This is a genomic window from Treponema sp. (assembly GCF_045641405.1).
Classification (GTDB): domain Bacteria; phylum Spirochaetota; class Spirochaetia; order Treponematales; family Treponemataceae; genus Treponema_D.
Map to the genome: position 1 here is coordinate 81,571 of NZ_JAZUGX010000017.1, position 18,281 is coordinate 99,851.

The following is an 18,281-nucleotide window of genomic DNA, read 5'->3' on the forward strand; positions in this document are numbered from 1 at the left end:
TGCTTAACAAAACTCGCTATCATTTAAAGTTACCTTCCACCGCGACGTCCTGTCGCTATAGATATCATTTAGACATTACCTTTGAAAATTACTTTTATCGTATTTACTTTATGACCTTCCATTTCCTGGACTATGAAGTCATAATTGTTCCAGGAAATCTTTTCAAACTTAACTGGAATCTTTCCAAAGAGATCGAATACGAATCCGCCAAGAGTATCGAATTCTTCCGTTGGAAAACTTGCCTCGATCTCTTCATTCAGGCTGTCAAGGTCAACGCGAGCATCACAGATCCACACATTCTCTGCAAGGGAAATAATGTCTTCCCTTTCGTGGTCGAATTCATCCTGGATGTCACCGACGATTTCTTCGATGATGTCTTCCATGCAGACGATTCCGCTTATTCCACCGTACTCATCGATGCCGACAGCGATATGAACATGACGCCTTTTGAATTCACGAAGAAGGCTGTCGATATGTTTGCTTTCAGGAACAAAATAAGGCTTACGGATGATCTTCTCAAGGTCTACAGCCTGTTTCGATGCAAGGACCGTAATAAGATCCTTTACATAGAGGATACCGACAACATTGTCGATGCTTCCATTGTATACTGGGATTCTTGAATGACCGCTTTCTGAAACTTTTTTAAGAAGCTCATCTTCCGGTGTATCAAGTGAAATGAAGTCTACATCGATGCGTGGAACCATTACTTCCTTTACAGTAGTTGCGGAAAGCTCTTCCACCCCCTGAATCATGTCATTTTTTTCTTCAGCAAGTATTTCCTGCTGCGCTTCTTCCTGAGTCTGATTTTCTTTTTTTACTTTCTTGTTTTTACCGAATCTAAATAAGCCCATAATCTTCAAGTTTTTCCATTAGTTCTTTCTGAAGAACAAGCATCTCACACTTTGGTTCAACACCTTTTTCCACGTGTTCTTCTCCGTGGTCGTAACCGTTCAAATGAAGAATGCCATGTACAATAAGGCGCTTAAGTTCTTCATTCTGACTTACTTCAAAGTATTCTGCATTTTTTGGCAATGTGTCAACGCTTATGGCAATGTCACCTGCCTGGAACCATATCTTGCCATCCTCATCTGTGTATTCCTCACCGTTTTCAAAGCTAAGGACATCAGTAGGAGCATCAATGTTTCTATAGTTTGCATTCAACTCTTTTATCATCGGATCAGAACAGAAAAGAATTGATATTTCCTCTCCGTCATATCCAGCTTCCTCAAGTACTTTTTCTGCGAATGGTTCTATTTTATCTATCCATGAAGGCTCTTCTATACCTTCCTCACAGCTGACAAATATCTGGTTCATCAGTTACTTTCCTTTTTGTCATCTTTTTTCTCTTTTTCTTTTGAAGACTTTGCAACCTTCTCTGCTTTTTCCTTCAAGGACTTCTTTTCTTCCGACTTTTTTTCCTCGGACTTCCTGCCCTCTGTTTTTTCAACATTCTTTTCTTCTGACTTTACGGCATCCTCCGCAGCCTTTGCCTGAACATCGCCATTAGACGGCTGTGGCTGTGGTCCATCAGGATCCTTCTGGTCTGGATATTTTGTACGGCTATGATAGTAACCTGCAAGGATCTGAACAAAGGCATCGTGAATCTTTGTTATGTCATTGAAGGTAAGGTTGCAGTCCTCAAGCTGCTTCTGGTCGATCTTTGCAGTGATAAGGGTAGTAATGAACTTCTCGAGACGAGGAACACTAGGCTTATCAAGAGAGCGGCATGCTGCTTCTACAGTATCAGCAAGCATCACCACGGCACTTTCTTTTGTTGAAGGAGGATTTCCTGTATATGAATAGTCCTCTGGTGAAACATCAGGATTGATTTTGAGGGCTTCATTGTAGAAGTAAGCAATGACCTGATTTCCGTGATGTTCAGAGATTATGTCTATGACTGGCTTTGGAAGCCTTAATGAATGAGCCTTTTCAATTCCACGCTTGACATGAGTTCTGATTACGCTTGCAGAAAGCGAAGGATTTATTTCCTTGTGGATGTTTTCACCGCCACCCTGGTTTTCAACAAAGTATTCAGGATTATCCATTTTACCGATATCGTGGTAGTAGGCACCGACACGGGCAAGAAGAGGATTTGCACCAACCTCGTTACAGGCAGCTTCTGCAAGAGAGGCTACCATGAGGGAATGATTGTATGTACCGCTTGCTGTTACAAGCATCTTTTTCATGAAAGGATTGTTCAGGTCGCTTAGATCCATAAGACGGAACACAGATGCGGTGTTAAGGAGAAGCTCAAGAGGAGTAAGGAGACCAAGGCAGAGAATTCCAGAGAAGAAACCGTTGAGAATAACACCGACAATTGCCCCGAAACCGTTTGAAAAGGATCCGTTGAAGATGATCTTGAAAATCACAAGGAAGACCGCGTTGAGAACAGCCTGCAGCACAGAAACAAAGACCATGTCCGTCCTTCGGTCAATTTTGCGCACCAGTCTTGAAGACGCGAAGGAAGTCGCAAGAACAAAAAGGAAAGGAACAACCTGATAGGATGTGGCGTTAAGCACAGCTAGAGAAATCATGATGGAAAAGAAAACCGCATTCAGCTGTCCAAAAAGAATTGAAATCAGAAAGATGAACAGAGGAGCAGGAATTATCGCGCACAAAGCAAAAGGAGACGAAAAATAAGTCAGTTTTGAACCGAAAATAACGGATGCAAATACTATCAGATAGAACACACATTCCGTCACCAGTTCCTTGAATTCTATCATGTTCGTCTTGAAGTAGATCCTAGAGAAGAAGAAAAAGAAAAGCACCACCATAAGGATATGGTAGATTATGGAATCAGCGAATGCCCTGTAGTCCACATAGACAGGAGACTCCGACATTTTCCTTAATTTTGCATAACCTTCTTCCGTAATCGGGAATCCCTTTCTGATTACCTTTTCGCCTTTCTCAATGGGAATCGGATTGTCGTAATCTGCAGGAAGAGTCTTGATGGCCTTTATGGTAACGTCTGCAATCTGACCAACTTCATAGTCATTTATATTGAAGGAAGCGATCGTATTGGTAGTAGAGATTTTGACAAAGCAAAGTGAAATTGTCACTGCCAATGTAAGGAATAGGAGTACCAGAACTGGATAATCCCTCTTGAGATAAGATCCCAGTGATTCTGAAATTACAGTAGATACGGATTTTCTTTCGTCATTTCTCTTCATTTTCATACGCCTGAATAATTTTCTTTACCAGTTCATTTCTGACAACATCACCAGAATCAAGCTCAGCAATGGAAACACCTTCCACGCCCCGCAAGATTCCAAGGGCATGAACCAATCCCGATGTGATTTTCTTTGGCAAATCAACCTGGGTCGGATCACCAGTGATGAAAACCTTTGAGTTCTCACCCATGCGTGTCAAAAACATCTTCATCTGTTCCGTTGTAGTATTCTGGGCTTCATCAAGGATGACAGCGCAGTCATTCAACGTACGGCCTCTCATGTAAGCAAGAGGAGCCACTTCGATTATACCATTATCTGTAAGTCTTTTAACAGTCTCTTTGGGCAAAACCGCACCCATAGCATCGTATAGTGGTCTGATGTATGGGTTTATCTTTTCATTCAGGTCTCCAGGAAGGAAACCAAGACTTTCTCCCGCTTCGACAACAGGACGGGTAAGAACTATGGAATTTACCTTATGGGTAAGCAAAAGCCTCAATGCCTCCGCAACGGCAAGAAAAGTTTTACCGCTACCAGCAGGACCACAGGCAAAGACCATGTCCGTAGAACGCATTTTCTGAACAAGCACTGCTTGCCCTTTTGTTCTTGGATAGACTTTTTTTGTTCCACCTGGAATTGAAATTGAATACCTTGAAAAGAATTGATGATCCCCTGAGTCCCCATTGTTAAGGACAGACTGAATAAGTTCCGCATCCGTAACTGTCATTCCGCCTTCAGAAAATTCATCCAGTATCCTGTTGATAATGAAGTTGAACTGCTGCTGCAAGGCAAGGTCGTCAGTTTCCACGCTCAGCTCATTGCCCTGAGCAAACACTGGAAGATCAAGGAATTCTTCTATAAGCTTAAGATTGCTGTCATTTGTGCCACAGACACGGGCAAGGATATCACTGTCTGGAACGATTATAGTATATGCAGACATCCGCTAATCCTCAAAGCTTCCAGACTTGAGTTCTTCAACCACCCTCTGCCAGCTTTCATAGCGTTCCCTGGCAATGGCACCTTCCTCAACAGCCTGGCAAACGGCACAGTTCTTTTCACCGTTGTGGCTGCAGCTCATGCCGAATCCACATTTACCGATGTATGGAGCAAAATCCTTGTAATATAAGGCAAGGTTGTCAGCCGAAATGTCATGGAGAAGAAAGCGTCGTACACCTGGAGTATCAATGATGTTGGCTGTGGCATCCATCAATCCACCCATCAAGGCTTCATTCAGCTGAAGGTGAATGAGTGTACCCTTTGTAGTTGTATGGCATCCCTTTCCGTATTTTTTTGAAAGGCTTCCAGTCTTGAGCACTACGGTATTGTCAAGGACATTGATGATGGAGCTTTTACCTACACCGCTTTGACCTACAAATGCCGAAAGCTTGTTTTCTATAAGATGTGCAAGTTCTTCGATGCCTTCTCCCGTACGGGCACTGGAACGGATAACCTTGTAGCCAACTTTTTCCCATACATCCAGCTGGTTCTGGAATTCATCGGAACTACCTGCCGCAAGGTCATATTTGTTGCATACGATTACAGGGGTAATTCCTTCGTATTCTGCCTGGGCAAGCGCCCTGTCTATGAATCTTGGTCTGAAAGGAGGTTCATCGGGTGTAGTCACTATCAAAAGATAATCGAGGTTTGCAGCAAGGAGCTGAGGTTCCCGTTTCTTGATGTTCCAGCGGACAAATTCATTCTTTCGTGGAACAAGCGAAAGTATCTGACCTTTTTCTTCCTCAAGGGTCTCTTCATCGATATTTACGATGTCACCAGGAGCAAGAGGATTGTAATAGCCTTCCACATCCTTGAGGATCTTGCCCTTTATGGTACAGTCACGCGTTATGCCATCGTCGCATTCGACTTCAAATACATTTTTACTTCCGCTTAATATAAGTCCATTCATGTACCTATATTTTATAGGATATTCGTAAAAAATGCAAAAAAAAGGAGCACACTGCAGGTTTCACATCATTTGCAGGTGCCCTTTTAATCAGACCTCTTTATGAGAATGACAGCTCTCCGTCTGCAACAGTTACCTTAATGACAGATCCTTCTGTAAACTTTCCTTCAAGAAGCTGCTTTGACAAAGGATTTTCTACCCAAGTCTGAACGGCTCTCTTTACAGGTCTTGCACCAAAGCTCGGGTCGTAACCTTTGTCTGCAAGGAAATCAAGGGCAGATTCATCAAATTCAATTGAAAGCCTTCTGTCCTCAAGCCTTTTGGCAACGCGGTCAAGCTGTAATTTTACGATGCTTTCGATGTGTTCCTTTCCCAGACGGTTGAACATAACGATCTCGTCGATTCTGTTTAGGAATTCTGGTCGGAAACAGTTCTTGAGAAGTCCATCAAGTTTTACTCCAAGTTCCTTTTCAGTACCAGGAGCAGCATCAAGAATCAAATCTGAACCAAGGTTGCTTGTCATGATTATGATGGTGTTCTTGAAGTCAACAACCCTTCCCTGACCGTCCGTAAGTCGACCGTCATCCAGCACCTGAAGGAGAACATTGAACACATCAGGATGGGCTTTTTCCACTTCATCAAGAAGAATTACTGAATATGGCCTTCTCCTTACGGCTTCTGTAAGCTGTCCTCCTTCATCGTAACCTACATATCCTGGAGGTGCACCGATAAGGCGGGTCACGCTGAACTTTTCCATATACTCGCTCATGTCTATGCGGGTAAGGGATTTTTCGTCATTGAAAAGGAAATCAGCCAGAGTCTTTGCAAGCTCCGTCTTACCCACACCTGTTGGACCGATGAAAAGGAAACTGCCCAAAGGCCTGTTAGGATCTGAAAGTCCTGCCCTGTTCCTGCGTATTGCATCCGAAACAACGGCAACCGCTGTATTCTGTCCGACGACTCGCCTGTGCATCACATCCTCAAGCTGAAGGTATTTCTGCTTTTCACCAGTCATCATCTTGCTTACAGGAATTCCAGTCCAGACGGAAACAACACGGGCAATGTCTTCCTCCGTAACTTCCTTTTGCAAAAGGGATTTCCTTTCTTCTGCAGTTTCAGGATTATCTCTGACTTCGGACTTTGCCTTTTCATCCTCAAGCTTTTTCTCAAGTTCAGGAATCATGGAATACTTGAGTTCGGCTGCTTTTTCAAGGTTACCTTCGCGGGTAAACTGTTCAAGGTCGAATTTTGCCTTTTCCAGCTCTTCCTTTAGTTTGCGGCTGCCTTCTATCAATGTCTTTTCGTTCTGCCACTGAAGCTTCATGGCATCACGCTGTCCCTGGATTTCAGCAAGTTCCTTTTCAAGCTTTTCAAGCCGTTCCATGCTTGCCTGGTCGTCTTCCTTTTTGAGTGACTGCCGTTCAATCTCAAGCTGCATGATCTTTCGTTCAAGCTTATCAAGTTCTACAGGCTGGCTTTCAATTTCCATCTTGAGACGGCTTGCAGCTTCATCAACCAAATCGATCGCCTTGTCAGGAAGGAACCTGCTTGTAATGTAGCGGTCACTTAAAACTGCGGCACAGACTAAGGCTTCATCGTTGATCTTTACGCCATGATGGATTTCATACCTGTCGCGGAGACCACGGAGAATGGCAATGGTGTCCTCAACTGTAGGTTCGGCACAGAAAACCTGCTGAAACCTTCGTTCAAGGGCAGCATCCTTTTCTATGTACTTGCGGTATTCGTTCAATGTGGTTGCACCGATTACATGCATGTCGCCTCTTGCAAGGGCTGGTTTAAGAAGATTTCCAGCATCCATGCTGCCTTCTCCTGCTCCAGCACCCACAATCGTATGAAGCTCATCGATGAAAAGGATTATCTGTCCGTCGCTCTTTGAAACTTCTGTGATTACGGCCTTAAGGCGCTCTTCAAATTCACCACGGAATTTGGCGCCTGCAACAAGGGCACCCATATCAAGGGAAAGAAGACGTTTGTCGCGAAGACTTTCTGGAACATCACCGCTTGCAATTCGACGTGCAAGACCTTCTACAATGGCAGTCTTACCGACACCAGGTTCTCCGATGAGTACAGGATTGTTTTTTGTACGGCGGCTGATCACCTGCATTACACGGCGGATTTCTTCATCGCGACCGATTACAGGATCAATACGGTCCTGGCGTGCACGGGCAGTAAGGTCTATGCAGTATTTCTCAAGAGATCTCATTTTGCTTTCTGGATCCTGGCTGTCTATGGACTGGTTTCCGCGGACCTTCTGAAGAGCACTTAAAAGAGAATTCCTGTCACAGCCCATACGGCGAAGCATTTCTCCCGTTCGATCATCTGCCTGGCACATGGCAAGGAGAATATGTTCCACTGAAAGGAACTGATCCTTAAGGGAAGACATTTCTTTTTCTGCCTTGGCAAGAACTTTCTGCGCACTTGACGACAAGGCTGTCTGAGTCTGTCCACGAACGACAGGATACTGGTCAAGGATTTTTTCTGTTTCTGAAAGCAGGTTTTCTTTTGGTATTCCGACGCATTCAACAAGAGGCGGAATCAATCCATCCTTCTGTTCAAGGAATGCCTTCAATATGTGCTCATTGCCAATCTCGCTGTGATCTCGCTGCTGGGCAATGGAAGATGCGTCCTGAAGCGCTTCCTGAAGTTTTATCGTCATCTGTTCATATTTCATTTGCTTACCCTCTTGGAATAAAAGATAAGCAAATTATTGAAAAAAGACAAATTCAGGAAAAAAACGTGGATTAATTCAGTCTATTCTTCAGCCTTCTCAAGGTTGCCGTATTCGCATACACACTTGGAAATTTCCGCCTGTTCAATAAGCTCCAGTGATTTTTTTACGACCTTGTAAAGCTTTATCTTACCGACTCCAGTTCCAGTTGAAAGGACCCTCATGACTTTTCTTTCACCGCTTGGGCTTTCATAATCACGAAGGAACAGATCCTTTGTACGGCAATAGACATCAATATCGATTACATATTTCTTGTCGTGGACACTGCAGGACCAATGGAGTTTAGGCCCCATGTCATCATCGGTGATTTCCTGACAGTCATATATGATCTCGTAGTTCTTTCTTTTGTCGGCATGGAATTCAATCGTCCTTCCTTCGATACAGACAAGCACGGAAAGACGGTTTTTATATTCACCCTGAACAGCAAGAGCCGAATCCTGCAGCAGCTTTCCTGAAATCTGGCTTGTTATGAAAGATGAGCTCAGATGGAAGAAAGGAGAAGAAAAATCCTTGCCCCAGTTCTTGTCATAATATCCGAAGGATCTCTTTGGATCGATGTTGAATTCTTCGTCATTGAAAATTATCGTACCTGAGAAATCAGTCTTACCACCGAGGACAGCCCAGTTGATGTCCTTGCTTCTGTAGTCAGGTTCAAAGGAAATTGAACGGGTAAAGCTAAGATTCCACGACATTGATCCCGCATTTCCCATGAATTCAGGATGCTCCAAAAGGTCGTTTTCAGTCACAGACACAGAGCCTATGGTGTGGTTTTCACCCAGAGTACACTGCCTGTTCTTATCCTGATTGTTGGCGACAGAAACAATGTAATCATCGCTCTTGAAATCAACATCATCGGAAGCATAGTAATTGTTGTACTGACGGCAAACCGTAGAAAGGGAACCTGCACGGATCATAAAAAAAGAAGGATTTACAAGCAGCTGTGACGTAAAGTTCTTTGCGGCCTCTGTACCAGCAAGGGCAAACTGAAGATCTGCCGCCATGTTGTTGTCATAACGGTTCTTAAAGCCAAGGACGGGAGTTTTTGGCGACAAGGCAGGATTTACACAATAGAATTCGATGAAAAAAGTCTTCTCTTCACCAGTGATGCTGCTGACACCATTTGTAACGAGCCTCCAGCGATCAAATCCACTTTTACGCTGTGCGCCCTTCAGCTTAAGTTTTTCATTCTGGCGAATTTTCTTTGATACCATATAGTTTCCCTGCCGAAAAATAGTTTCTCAATTAAATTTTCGGCAGAAAAAAAACATAGTTAACAGATAAATGAAAAGTTATAGGACATATCTAAAAATCACAAATTTCAGAAAAGTCCCATGTCGCTTTATTTGAACATCTTGTTGAGGGAGTTCTTGAATTCGGTATTGTCCACAGGAAAATGCTCATCAAGATACTCAAAGCAGTTCTGTGCACCACGCTGAACATGCTCATACCAGATTGAATAGAGTTCTGGCTCAAAATTAGGACCTGGGAACGGAGCTCCCTGAACGTCCGAAACAAGCTGTCTCATAAGCTTTGTCAATTCTTCAATGTTTTCCTTTGTCATATATACTCCGATATCGATAATGTTTTGTTATATAAAACCACCTATAAGGCAGCATACTTCAACTTTATGGAATTATACATTCAGTTTCACAATTTTTCCACACTTTTCGCTGATTTCTGAAGTCAAAAGGGATTTTCCGCACAAAACAACGGTCTTTCCCACTTTTTTTGCTTTTGAATAGCGTCTGCAGGCATTCTTTGCACCATTCCTTGTAGTTTTCAGAAGCCTTGCAGTATTCCTGTTGCAGGCTGAACTTGAACCGCCGTAGAGAATCCTCATCAGTCCACACATTCCTTTACCATGAGGTGTCATAGGATCAATGTCATCGGCATATACACCGCAGACTGAATGCTCCAATTCTTCCTGTGAAAATTCCCTGGCATCAAGATTTTTCAGTATTTCCTCAAAGACCATAAGGGACTCAAAAGGTTTTGGATCCCTGTATGTTCCATATCTTGTAATGTTAAGGTCACCATTGACGCTAAGGAACACACCGTATGCGCCACCTGCCATTCTGATTTTTGTCCACAGCTCTGATTTTTCAAGGGTATGGGCAACAACTACATCCTCAACATAGTCTTTAGTACCATATGGTGAACTATCAACCAGGCAGCAGGCAAAACCGATGTCACCTGGAATAAGAAGAACCTCGTCGGCAACAAGTCCGTTGGATTTGCCCTTGGATACAGTTTTTACCCCCTTGCCCTCAAGCTCCGTAAGCTTGATGAAGTCAGAGGTCTTTGTTTTTCTCCTAGGCTTAGGATAGACAAGACCAAGCTTTTCCACCATCTGACCTGCTCGATTCTTGACCTGCATAACGCCCTTCCTGTCTGCAACAACATGCACGAGTACACCGCTGGATCTGATGGTTGCAAACATATTCCTCAATTTCGTCTGGATTTCTGAAGGCTTCATTTTCTTGAGTCTGCCAAAAGTTTCCCTGCACGTAATTCCATCCATGATTTCGTTGACGGCACAGAACCTGCTTACGGTTCTCATTGCCCTCATGGAAGCATAATAATGGGCATGTGGAACCATTGAAGAATTGATACCTGAATAGGCCCCGCAGATTATGGTCTTGAGCCTTTTTGAATCAGAAAAATCCACGCCACACAGACAGTCTTCCAAAAGCGCAAAGACTTCATCTGTCTTGTCTTCAAGGAACTTGAGCCTGACAACAAGCCATTCCCTTCCAACTAGAAGAGGATTATCTTCTATATATTTTCTGTTGCAGTCGGCAACTGGCGCCCTTCTGATGCCTACAGAGAATGCCCCCATAAGTTTATCGGCGCGTGATGCGGCTGATTCCCAATCAAGGTCACCCCATCCCATGTCGGTCAAAGTCTCCTCAAGCAACGGCAGATAAAGATAGTCCTCAGGCTTAAGCGTATCGACGGGGAAAGCTACCGAAGCATAGACAATACCATTGCAGGCTTCTTCTGAAGAAACAAAAGGAATTCCATTGACCTTTGAAACCTTTGTCTTGATGCCATCATCCATTACCTCAAGATCCCTAACACTGACCGAAGGAATCTTTGCCGTTTCACTTTTGTCGTTCTGGAAATCATACATCCTGTCGAGCAATTCAGCAGTCTTTTTTTTACCCATTTCCCTGAACAGTTTCTTTGCAAGAGCTGCTTCCTTTCTTGATCTGTTTTCCGTATATTCACTTGATGGAACGATCACACAAAGGGATGTCTGATCATTGTCTATGAAATATTTCCTGACGAGTTTCTTAAGGTAATCCTTGTCACTGACAAGTCCTTTCTTGAATTCCTCAGTTTCTTTCCTTACGCTGATGAATTTCCATGGCTCCATTCCATAAATCCAGCCACGAAGAACCTGCCTCAATATGCTGATGGAAAAAGGTCCACCCGTAGGACTTCTTCGAACCTCGAGGTTTCTGATCTCAAAATCCATGAGGGCACGGTCAACATCGTTTTCACTGAAGCCGTTTTTTCCAAGATCATCAAACACTTCATTTACGGTTTTCCTGAATTCATCCTTCTGGGATTCATTCATCTCTGAAAAAGCAATGGTAAATGAATTATGAAAGCTTGTGATGGAAGGTCCCGACAAAGGCGACACAGCGCCCTTTGGGAATTTCTTGAGAAGTTCTTTTCGTAAGGGAGCACTGTCGCTGCCAAGAAGAAGATCGTAAAGAACTGTAATCTCACAAAGACTGTTTCTTGGATCACGAATATCCTTGCCGAATCTCCAGGACAAAGCGATGGTGGATTTATCCTTGCCAGTCATGTCATTTTCCGCAGGAGCAAGAGCACGTGCATTTTTCTTTGGAGCCTTGACAGCAGGATCTTCTATTACAGTTTTCTTTCCATACGAGGAAACCTTTGAAATGACGTTTTCATCAAGAAAATCAAGCTGTTCTGTCGTCGGAATGTTGCCGCAGAGGAAAACCAGGCAGTTGCTGGTGCAATAGTATTTTCTGTGGAATGCACGAAGCTTTTCAACAGTAAGCGACGGAATCACAAGAGGATCACCGCCAGAATCCAGATTGTATACAGAATCTGGACAAAGGGCGGCATTTACCGCATCACCAGCAACACTGTTGAATGAAGAATAGTTTCCCTTCATCTCATTGAAAACCACACCCTGTATCGAACAGCTGTCCTTACCGTCGGTTTCAAGCCGCCAGCATTCCTGAGAAAAAACCTCCGTCCTCAGCAAAGGAAAGAAAACAGCATCTGCATACACCGACATGATGTTGAAGTAGTCAGCCTTGATGAGGGAGCTTGAAGGGAACACAGTCCTGTCACTCGCAGTGAAGGCATTGAGATATGTATTGATGCTCTGCTTTGTAAGCTGAAGAAAAGGATCCTTGACAGGATATTTCTTTGATCCACAGAGAACACTATGCTCAAGGACATGGGCTGCTCCCGTACTGTCTTGAGAAGGAGTACGGAAGGCGAAGGCAAAAAGATTTTCCCTGTCGTCGTTCAGAAGATGGAAAACTTCAAGTCCTGACTTTTCGTGTCTAAGGTAGATACCCTTTGCATCGTATTCATCGGCATCAATTACATCCAGAACCTTGAAACCTTTGTACACATCATTTTTCTTCATGATTTTTTTCATACGAACACCTCGTCCTCATCGCGGCCCTTTACCCTAAGATCACCCTTTTCCCATGCGCGCCTAAGCACAGCGTAGAACTGAGAAGTAAGCCTTTCGCTGTCTGCACGGGTTACCATACCAAGAACCGATTCTTCCTCAAGAATATCTGCCCGTCTGTTTTTTGAAACATTGGAAAGAATTTTCTCTCGGAATTCATCTGACTTTTTGACGATGAGAATTGCAACATCTCTGTTTTCCATATCATGAAGATAGTTTTGTATGAACCTGTCGTCTGAACCAACAACATCTTCTTCCGTAAAAAGCCGTTTCCTTAAGTCCGCACCAAGCTCTGGATCCTGTTCACTTAGGACATTGAGGATGGTGTTTTCAGAACTTGGATTCATGCGCTTAAGGATCTGAGCAAGAACTCCGCGTCCGTCAAGATTCTCTGAATTTTCCGTATTCTGGGTAAGGAGTTTTTCGTGAAGGCTGTGGTCGATTTCCTTCATTACCTCTGGAGCTACAGGTTGCATCTTTGCCAGACGAAGGACTATCGCTTTTTTATCCTCCACATCCATAAGGTTTATGACTTTTGCAGCCTTCTTAGGTTCAAGCTGGGAAAGCACGATTGCCTGAATTCCAACAGACTCCCCTTCAACAAGAAGCTTGATCCTTTCTGCATCGGCATCAACAAGATATTCAAAGGGTTTACCATGCTCATATTGAATGGACCTGGCAAGCATCTGTTCTGCCTTTACGCTGCCATATGCCTTTGAAAGAATTGTTCTCGCCGTCTCTATTCCACCTTCCTCACGAGCCTTTAGCAAAAGCCCGTCAAATTCATCAAGGATGGCAGCCTTTTCCTCTGGCGTAATTTTCTGGATGGTGGCAATCTCTGGGATTATCTTCTCCGTCTGTTCCTCAGTAAGATGGGGAAGAATTTTTGCAGCCTCGTCGATTCCTATGATGACAAGGAATTTTGCGACGCGTCTGTATATTGTCTCGTTTTCATTGGAAGCACCTGGTACCTTTATGAGTCCGCCAGAAGTCAGGTTCTTGACTGCTTCCTGAACATCTTCCGATGATGCCGACTTTTTTCTTCCAAACCACGTACCAGTTTTTGCAGCTTTTTCAGCCTTCTTGAGATTCTCTTCTTCAAGGGCCTTGTTGTTGTCTTTTTCTATTTTATCAAGGGTAGAATTGACTTTTTCAAATATAGGCTTGTGGACAAGGGGAACATGACCTGGCTCCCCATTCTGCCTTATTTCCTTTGAAACACTCTTTACTTTCTGTGCATCTTTTTCTTTTTTATATGCATCGAATCCATAATTCATGCTTATATTATAGTTGAAAACAATAAAAAAATAAAATTAAATAATGTGTAATTTTTTTGCTTTTTGTTTATTATTAGGATATATAAAGAATTTGAACATGCACATCTTTGGAGGATTAAACACATATGAAAAAAATCACTAAACATGTAGCCGTCGCAGCATGTACGGCAGCCCTTTCTTTTGGTCTATTCAACCTTTCATGCAAAGTGAACAAGGGGTCAGCAAACGTTGCCTTTGCAGAGACTTCTCCAGCCGCTGTAATTCCACAGGATTCACTTGCAGTTACACAGGCAATGCAGAATACATTCCGCTCCATCAGTTCAACTGTTCTGCCTACAGTTGTTGAAGTTGATGTTGTCGAGAAAAAGAAGGTTCAGGTCTACAATCCTTTCCGAGATTTCTTCAAGAACAATCCATTTTTTGGTTCACCAGACAGCGATGAAGGCGATGAAAAAGATGGATTCCGCGAGCAGGAACAGACAGGACTTGGATCAGGTGTAATCGTACGCAAGACAGGAAAGACTTTCTATATACTTACTAACAACCACGTTGCAGGAAATGCATACAAAATCAAGATCAAGCTCAATGACGAACGGGAATTTGACGGTAAGCTTGTAGGTGCAGACCCACGCATGGACGTTGCCCTTGTTTCTTTTGAAAGCGATGACAAGACAATACCTGTAGCAAAGCTCGGAGACAGCGACAGCATGCAGCAGGGAGACATAGTTCTTGCCCTTGGTAGTCCATTGGGATATTTTGCATCCGTTACACAGGGTATCGTAAGCGCAACTGGAAGAAGCGGTGGACAGATCGGTTCAATCTCAGACTTCATACAGACAGACGCCGCAATCAACCAGGGAAATTCAGGTGGTCCACTGGTAAACATTTACGGTGAAGTAATCGGAATCAACACATGGATTGCTTCTTCTTCAGGTGGAAGCGTGGGACTTGGATTCTCAATTCCTATCAACAACATCAAGACTGCAATCGATCAATTCATCTCCGACGGAAAGCTTTCCTACGGATGGGTCGGTGTCAGCCTTATGGAAATCACAGATGAATACAAGGAACAGCTTGGTATCGACAAGAAGCAGACAGGAGCCCTTGCGAGTCAGCTCTTCCTTGAAAGTCCAGCACTCAAGGGTGGAATGCTCCCTGGAGACTTCATCATTGAACTCAACGGACACCCAGTAAAATCTGTGGATCAGCTTGTGCGTGAAATCGGAAGCATTCCTGCAGGAAAGACGGCAGAAGTTACGGTACTTCGTGGAAAGGATAAAAAGAACCTTAAGATCAAGATTGACGAACGCGATGAAAAGCTTGTTTCCGACAATTCAAAGCTTTGGCCTGGTTTCATTGCATCACCACTTTCCGATGAAAACCGCAAGAAACTGAAGATTGACAACGACAAGGTAAAAGGTATCGTTGTTGCAGGAGTTACAGAAAAGTCACCTGCCGCAGCATTGAGACTTCAGAACGGAGACGTCATCTGTGCAGTCAACGACAAGAAGGTTGAGACAGTGGAAGATTTCTACCGCGCCCTCCAGCTTGAAGGCAAGAAGGAAATCTGGTTTGACGTATACAGCGAAGGCCACACAATCAGCACAGGCCGCTATAAGTTCTAAACAAATATTTCAGCCATTAAAAGCCCTTTTCATCAGGATGAAAGGGGCTTTTGGTTTTTATGCCCTCGGCGCGGTTCCTGACGGGAGCCGATTTCCCCAATAAGCTTTTTCAAATCAAAATCCTTTATCCAATCCAGAAATAGTCTATAAATGCAAAAAAAATCGGCGGAGTCAGGGTTCGCGACGAATTGCGACTTGTTCCCCATTTTGTCCCTTCGGGCTTAGCCCGATGCTTTTTTCCTTAAAACGGGAACACCTGGAGCAAGCTCGGCGCGGTTCCTGACGGGAGGCGATTTTTTTTTATTTTTTTTGTAACCATTTCTGTACTGAATGGTTGTATTAGTGAAGATTGAAAAAGCAACAAGCAGTCTTCTCTTCATAAATCTCCTTTTTTTTGCTCCCGATAGGTTTCGGGAGCTTTTTTTTGCTTTTGGGGAGAAACAGAGGGGACAGACCCCTGACGAAAGCTTTGATGCCCTAGAGGCCGATGTCTTTCTTAACTTTCGTCACAAGAATCGCGAAGGCGATTCTTGAACACTGGGGACAGCCCCCTGACAAAGCATTTGATATCCAAAATGGTGTTTTACAATTGAATAAATACTTAAAAAACTTTGGTATAATTAAAAACTTTAACAAGGGGTTAAATATGAATATCATTGAAAAAATTTCCAACTTTTTTGGAAAATTCATGGCTGTTATTGTACTTGCAGTAACTGTACTTGCTCTTTTTGTTCCAGACTCATGTCTTTGGATCAAAACAACATGGATCAACTGGCTTTTGATGCTGGTCATGTTCGGAATGGGACTTACACTCAAGCCTTCTGACTTTGCTGTTGTTTTCACCCGTCCAAAGGATGTAATCATCGGCTGTCTTGCACAGTTCACAATCATGCCGCTTCTTGCATTTGCCCTTGGTAAAATCTTTAACCTCAACGCTGAACTCCTTGCAGGTGTTGTTCTTGTAGGTACATGCCCAGGTGGAACTTCAAGCAACGTAATCACTTACCTTTCAAAGGGTGATGTTCCACTTTCCGTTGGAATGACAAGCATCAACACACTCCTTGCACCAGTACTTACACCTGCAATCACATACCTTCTCCTTAAGACAACTGTTGAAGTAAATGTCATGGCAATGTTCATCTCAATCGTAAAGGTTGTCATCGTTCCAATTTCACTTGGTTTCATCATCAACAAGTTCTTTGGAAAATTCACACAGAAGATCGTAGCTCTTCTCCCTTGTGTTTCTGTAATCGCAATCTGTCTCATCGTTGCCTGTGTAGTTTCTCACAACAGCGCAAAAATCCTTTCAACAGGCGCAATCATTTTTGCAGTAGTTATCCTCCACAACCTCCTCGGCTATGCATGTGGATTTGGACTCGGTAAGGCACTCAAGCTTAACTCTGCAAAGACAAAGGCATTGTCAGTTGAAATCGGTATGCAGAACTCTGGTCTTGCAACCTCCCTTGCAGGCACAGCATTCAAGGGCCTTGCAATGGCTACAGTCCCAGGCGCAATCTTCAGCGTATGGCACAACATCTCAGGTGCAATTCTTGCAAACATCTACAACCGCTGGGTAGAAAAGGACGAATCATCTGAAGCTGCAACAGAAGAAAAAGCTGAATAATTAATTCTATGTAAATAAATATGGAACGGGAATGCTACCAGTCAGTACGAGTCTGTAAAAACCGTTCCGTATGCCACTACACTTGCAGATCGGCAAAGAAACTTTAATTTCGGTCTGCAAGTGTTTTTGCCAGTCTCTGACTTCCTTCCTGTATTTTCATTCCATACTTCTTAGACATTCATAGAAATACAAGCGTAGTATTCTCTAGAAGATTTTCATGGGATTTTTTATCCGAGTATTTTAAAATCAGGACCTTCATCTGTGTCAAAAATCCTGATTTCAGTATTTTCCATGGCAACATTTTCTACAAAGTCTGCAATATTAAGACTGTAGGGAGAAAGAATATCTTCTGGATTATATGAAAGCTCAAGTTCTTCCTCGGTTCCTTCGCTGGAACACCTGCTGAAGGCTCCGTTGATTTTTACGATATCACCAGCCGCAGCAAAAAGGTGGCTCTTGTTCTTTTCTTCAAATTTCTGCGCAAGGAAAAGAAGCTGAAGTTTTTCAACAGCCTTGTGACCAGCTTCATCTCCGTCAAATTCCACTTCAAAAGAACAGTTGTTGCACTGCTGGAATTCTTCAAAGTCCGCAAAGAAAGAAGAAGCATTTATTTTCAAAGCATGAAGAACAGAATTGAACCAAGGCACTGCCCTTCCCTGGCTATAGAAAACCTTGCAGGCAAAAGCCATTCCCCTTGAAAAATCCATGTCCTTTGAAGAATAGACTCCAGTAGGTTTTGGATCTTCGTAAGGAGTTCTTTCAAGCTGTTCAAAATCAATGTGGTTTGGATAAAGGCTCGTCGCAAAATCAAGGCGATCACGGAACAGCTTGAAGGTATCCCCCTTCTGGATTCCCCACTGCATATTGAAACCAAAAACAAGACCTGCATCATTGAGCAAAGCAGCCTTGCCAGAATAGAACTTCTTGTCAAAAAGAAGATTTCCGTTTTTTTCAGTACCGCAGACTGGAATCTCAAGGGAACAGTAAATTTCGGAAAGGGAATCTACAAGAGCCCTGTCGATGACTTTAGGATCAATGAGAAGTGAAAGGAAGAGATCAGGGCAATGCTTTTTAATTTTTTCAATCAGATCAAGAATGCCGTTTTTATCCGACGAAAATTCCACGTCACTTACAGTCAGTTCAGTAATGCCCTTTTCTTCAAAAGTTGGAAGATCCTTAAAAATTGATTCGATAGAAAAATTATAGCTTTTGTTTTCCATTAAAGACCTCCCACTGGCTTGAGCCT

At 43.3% G+C, this 18,281-nt stretch carries 13 protein-coding genes; 2 read left to right on the top strand and 11 right to left on the bottom strand.

Annotation, left to right across the window (positions count from 1 at the left end; translation table 11 throughout):
• Positions 1-68: 68 nt before the first annotated feature.
• The 10 genes from ACKI39_RS03125 to ACKI39_RS03170 form a co-directional block, all read right to left on the bottom strand.
• On the bottom strand, positions 69-851 hold the full coding sequence (locus ACKI39_RS03125) for a hemolysin family protein (RefSeq protein WP_407397569.1): 783 nt from the start codon (positions 849-851) through the stop codon (positions 69-71).
• The gene (ybeY, locus tag ACKI39_RS03130; protein ID WP_407397679.1) at positions 838-1,317 is read right to left on the bottom strand and encodes an rRNA maturation RNase YbeY; all 480 of its coding nucleotides are present in this window, start codon (positions 1,315-1,317) and stop codon (positions 838-840) included. The genes ACKI39_RS03125 and ybeY overlap by 14 nt, the downstream gene beginning before the upstream one ends.
• Positions 1,314-3,170: an HD family phosphohydrolase gene (locus ACKI39_RS03135; protein ID WP_407397571.1), complete on the bottom strand. Its 1,857-nt coding sequence runs from the start codon at positions 3,168-3,170 to the stop codon at positions 1,314-1,316. The genes ybeY and ACKI39_RS03135 overlap by 4 nt, the downstream gene beginning before the upstream one ends.
• The gene (locus tag ACKI39_RS03140; RefSeq protein ID WP_407397573.1) at positions 3,157-4,107 is read right to left on the bottom strand and encodes a PhoH family protein; all 951 of its coding nucleotides are present in this window, start codon (positions 4,105-4,107) and stop codon (positions 3,157-3,159) included. The genes ACKI39_RS03135 and ACKI39_RS03140 overlap by 14 nt, the downstream gene beginning before the upstream one ends.
• Before the next feature lie 3 nt (positions 4,108-4,110).
• Positions 4,111-5,073 carry a ribosome small subunit-dependent GTPase A gene (rsgA, locus tag ACKI39_RS03145; protein ID WP_407397575.1) on the bottom strand — a complete coding sequence of 321 codons (963 nt, stop codon included), beginning with the start codon at positions 5,071-5,073 and terminating at the stop codon, positions 4,111-4,113.
• Between the two features lie 97 nt (positions 5,074-5,170).
• Positions 5,171-7,762: an ATP-dependent chaperone ClpB gene (gene clpB, locus ACKI39_RS03150; RefSeq protein WP_407397577.1), complete on the bottom strand. Its 2,592-nt coding sequence runs from the start codon at positions 7,760-7,762 to the stop codon at positions 5,171-5,173.
• Positions 7,763-7,842: 80 nt separating this feature from the next.
• Entirely contained in the window at positions 7,843-9,030 is a 1,188-nt protein-coding gene (locus ACKI39_RS03155) for a hypothetical protein (protein ID WP_407397579.1), read from the bottom strand.
• Between the two features lie 128 nt (positions 9,031-9,158).
• A complete protein-coding gene (locus tag ACKI39_RS03160) occupies positions 9,159-9,380 on the bottom strand; it encodes a hypothetical protein (RefSeq protein WP_318691020.1) in 222 nt (73 codons plus the stop codon).
• Between the two features lie 72 nt (positions 9,381-9,452).
• A complete protein-coding gene (locus ACKI39_RS03165; protein ID WP_407397581.1) occupies positions 9,453-12,473 on the bottom strand; it encodes an insulinase family protein in 3,021 nt (1,006 codons plus the stop codon).
• Positions 12,470-13,786 (bottom strand): flagellar motor switch protein FliG, encoded by a 1,317-nt coding sequence (locus ACKI39_RS03170; protein WP_407397583.1) that lies wholly within the window; start codon positions 13,784-13,786, stop codon positions 12,470-12,472. Before ACKI39_RS03170 ends, ACKI39_RS03165 begins: the two co-directional genes overlap by 4 nt.
• A gap of 125 nt (positions 13,787-13,911) precedes the next feature.
• Here ACKI39_RS03170 and ACKI39_RS03175 point away from each other — a divergent pair, with 125 nt between their 5' ends.
• Positions 13,912-15,411: a Do family serine endopeptidase gene (locus tag ACKI39_RS03175; RefSeq protein ID WP_407397585.1), complete on the top strand. Its 1,500-nt coding sequence runs from the start codon at positions 13,912-13,914 to the stop codon at positions 15,409-15,411.
• A 646-nt stretch (positions 15,412-16,057) separates the two neighbouring features.
• Positions 16,058-17,035: a bile acid:sodium symporter family protein gene (locus tag ACKI39_RS03180; RefSeq protein ID WP_407397587.1), complete on the top strand. Its 978-nt coding sequence runs from the start codon at positions 16,058-16,060 to the stop codon at positions 17,033-17,035.
• A gap of 227 nt (positions 17,036-17,262) precedes the next feature.
• Here the strand turns inward: ACKI39_RS03180 and ACKI39_RS03185 are convergent, their stop codons facing one another.
• Complete coding sequence (locus tag ACKI39_RS03185) at positions 17,263-18,255, bottom strand: hypothetical protein (RefSeq protein ID WP_407397589.1); 993 nt, start codon at positions 18,253-18,255, stop codon at positions 17,263-17,265.
• Between the last annotated feature and the right edge of the window lie 26 nt (positions 18,256-18,281).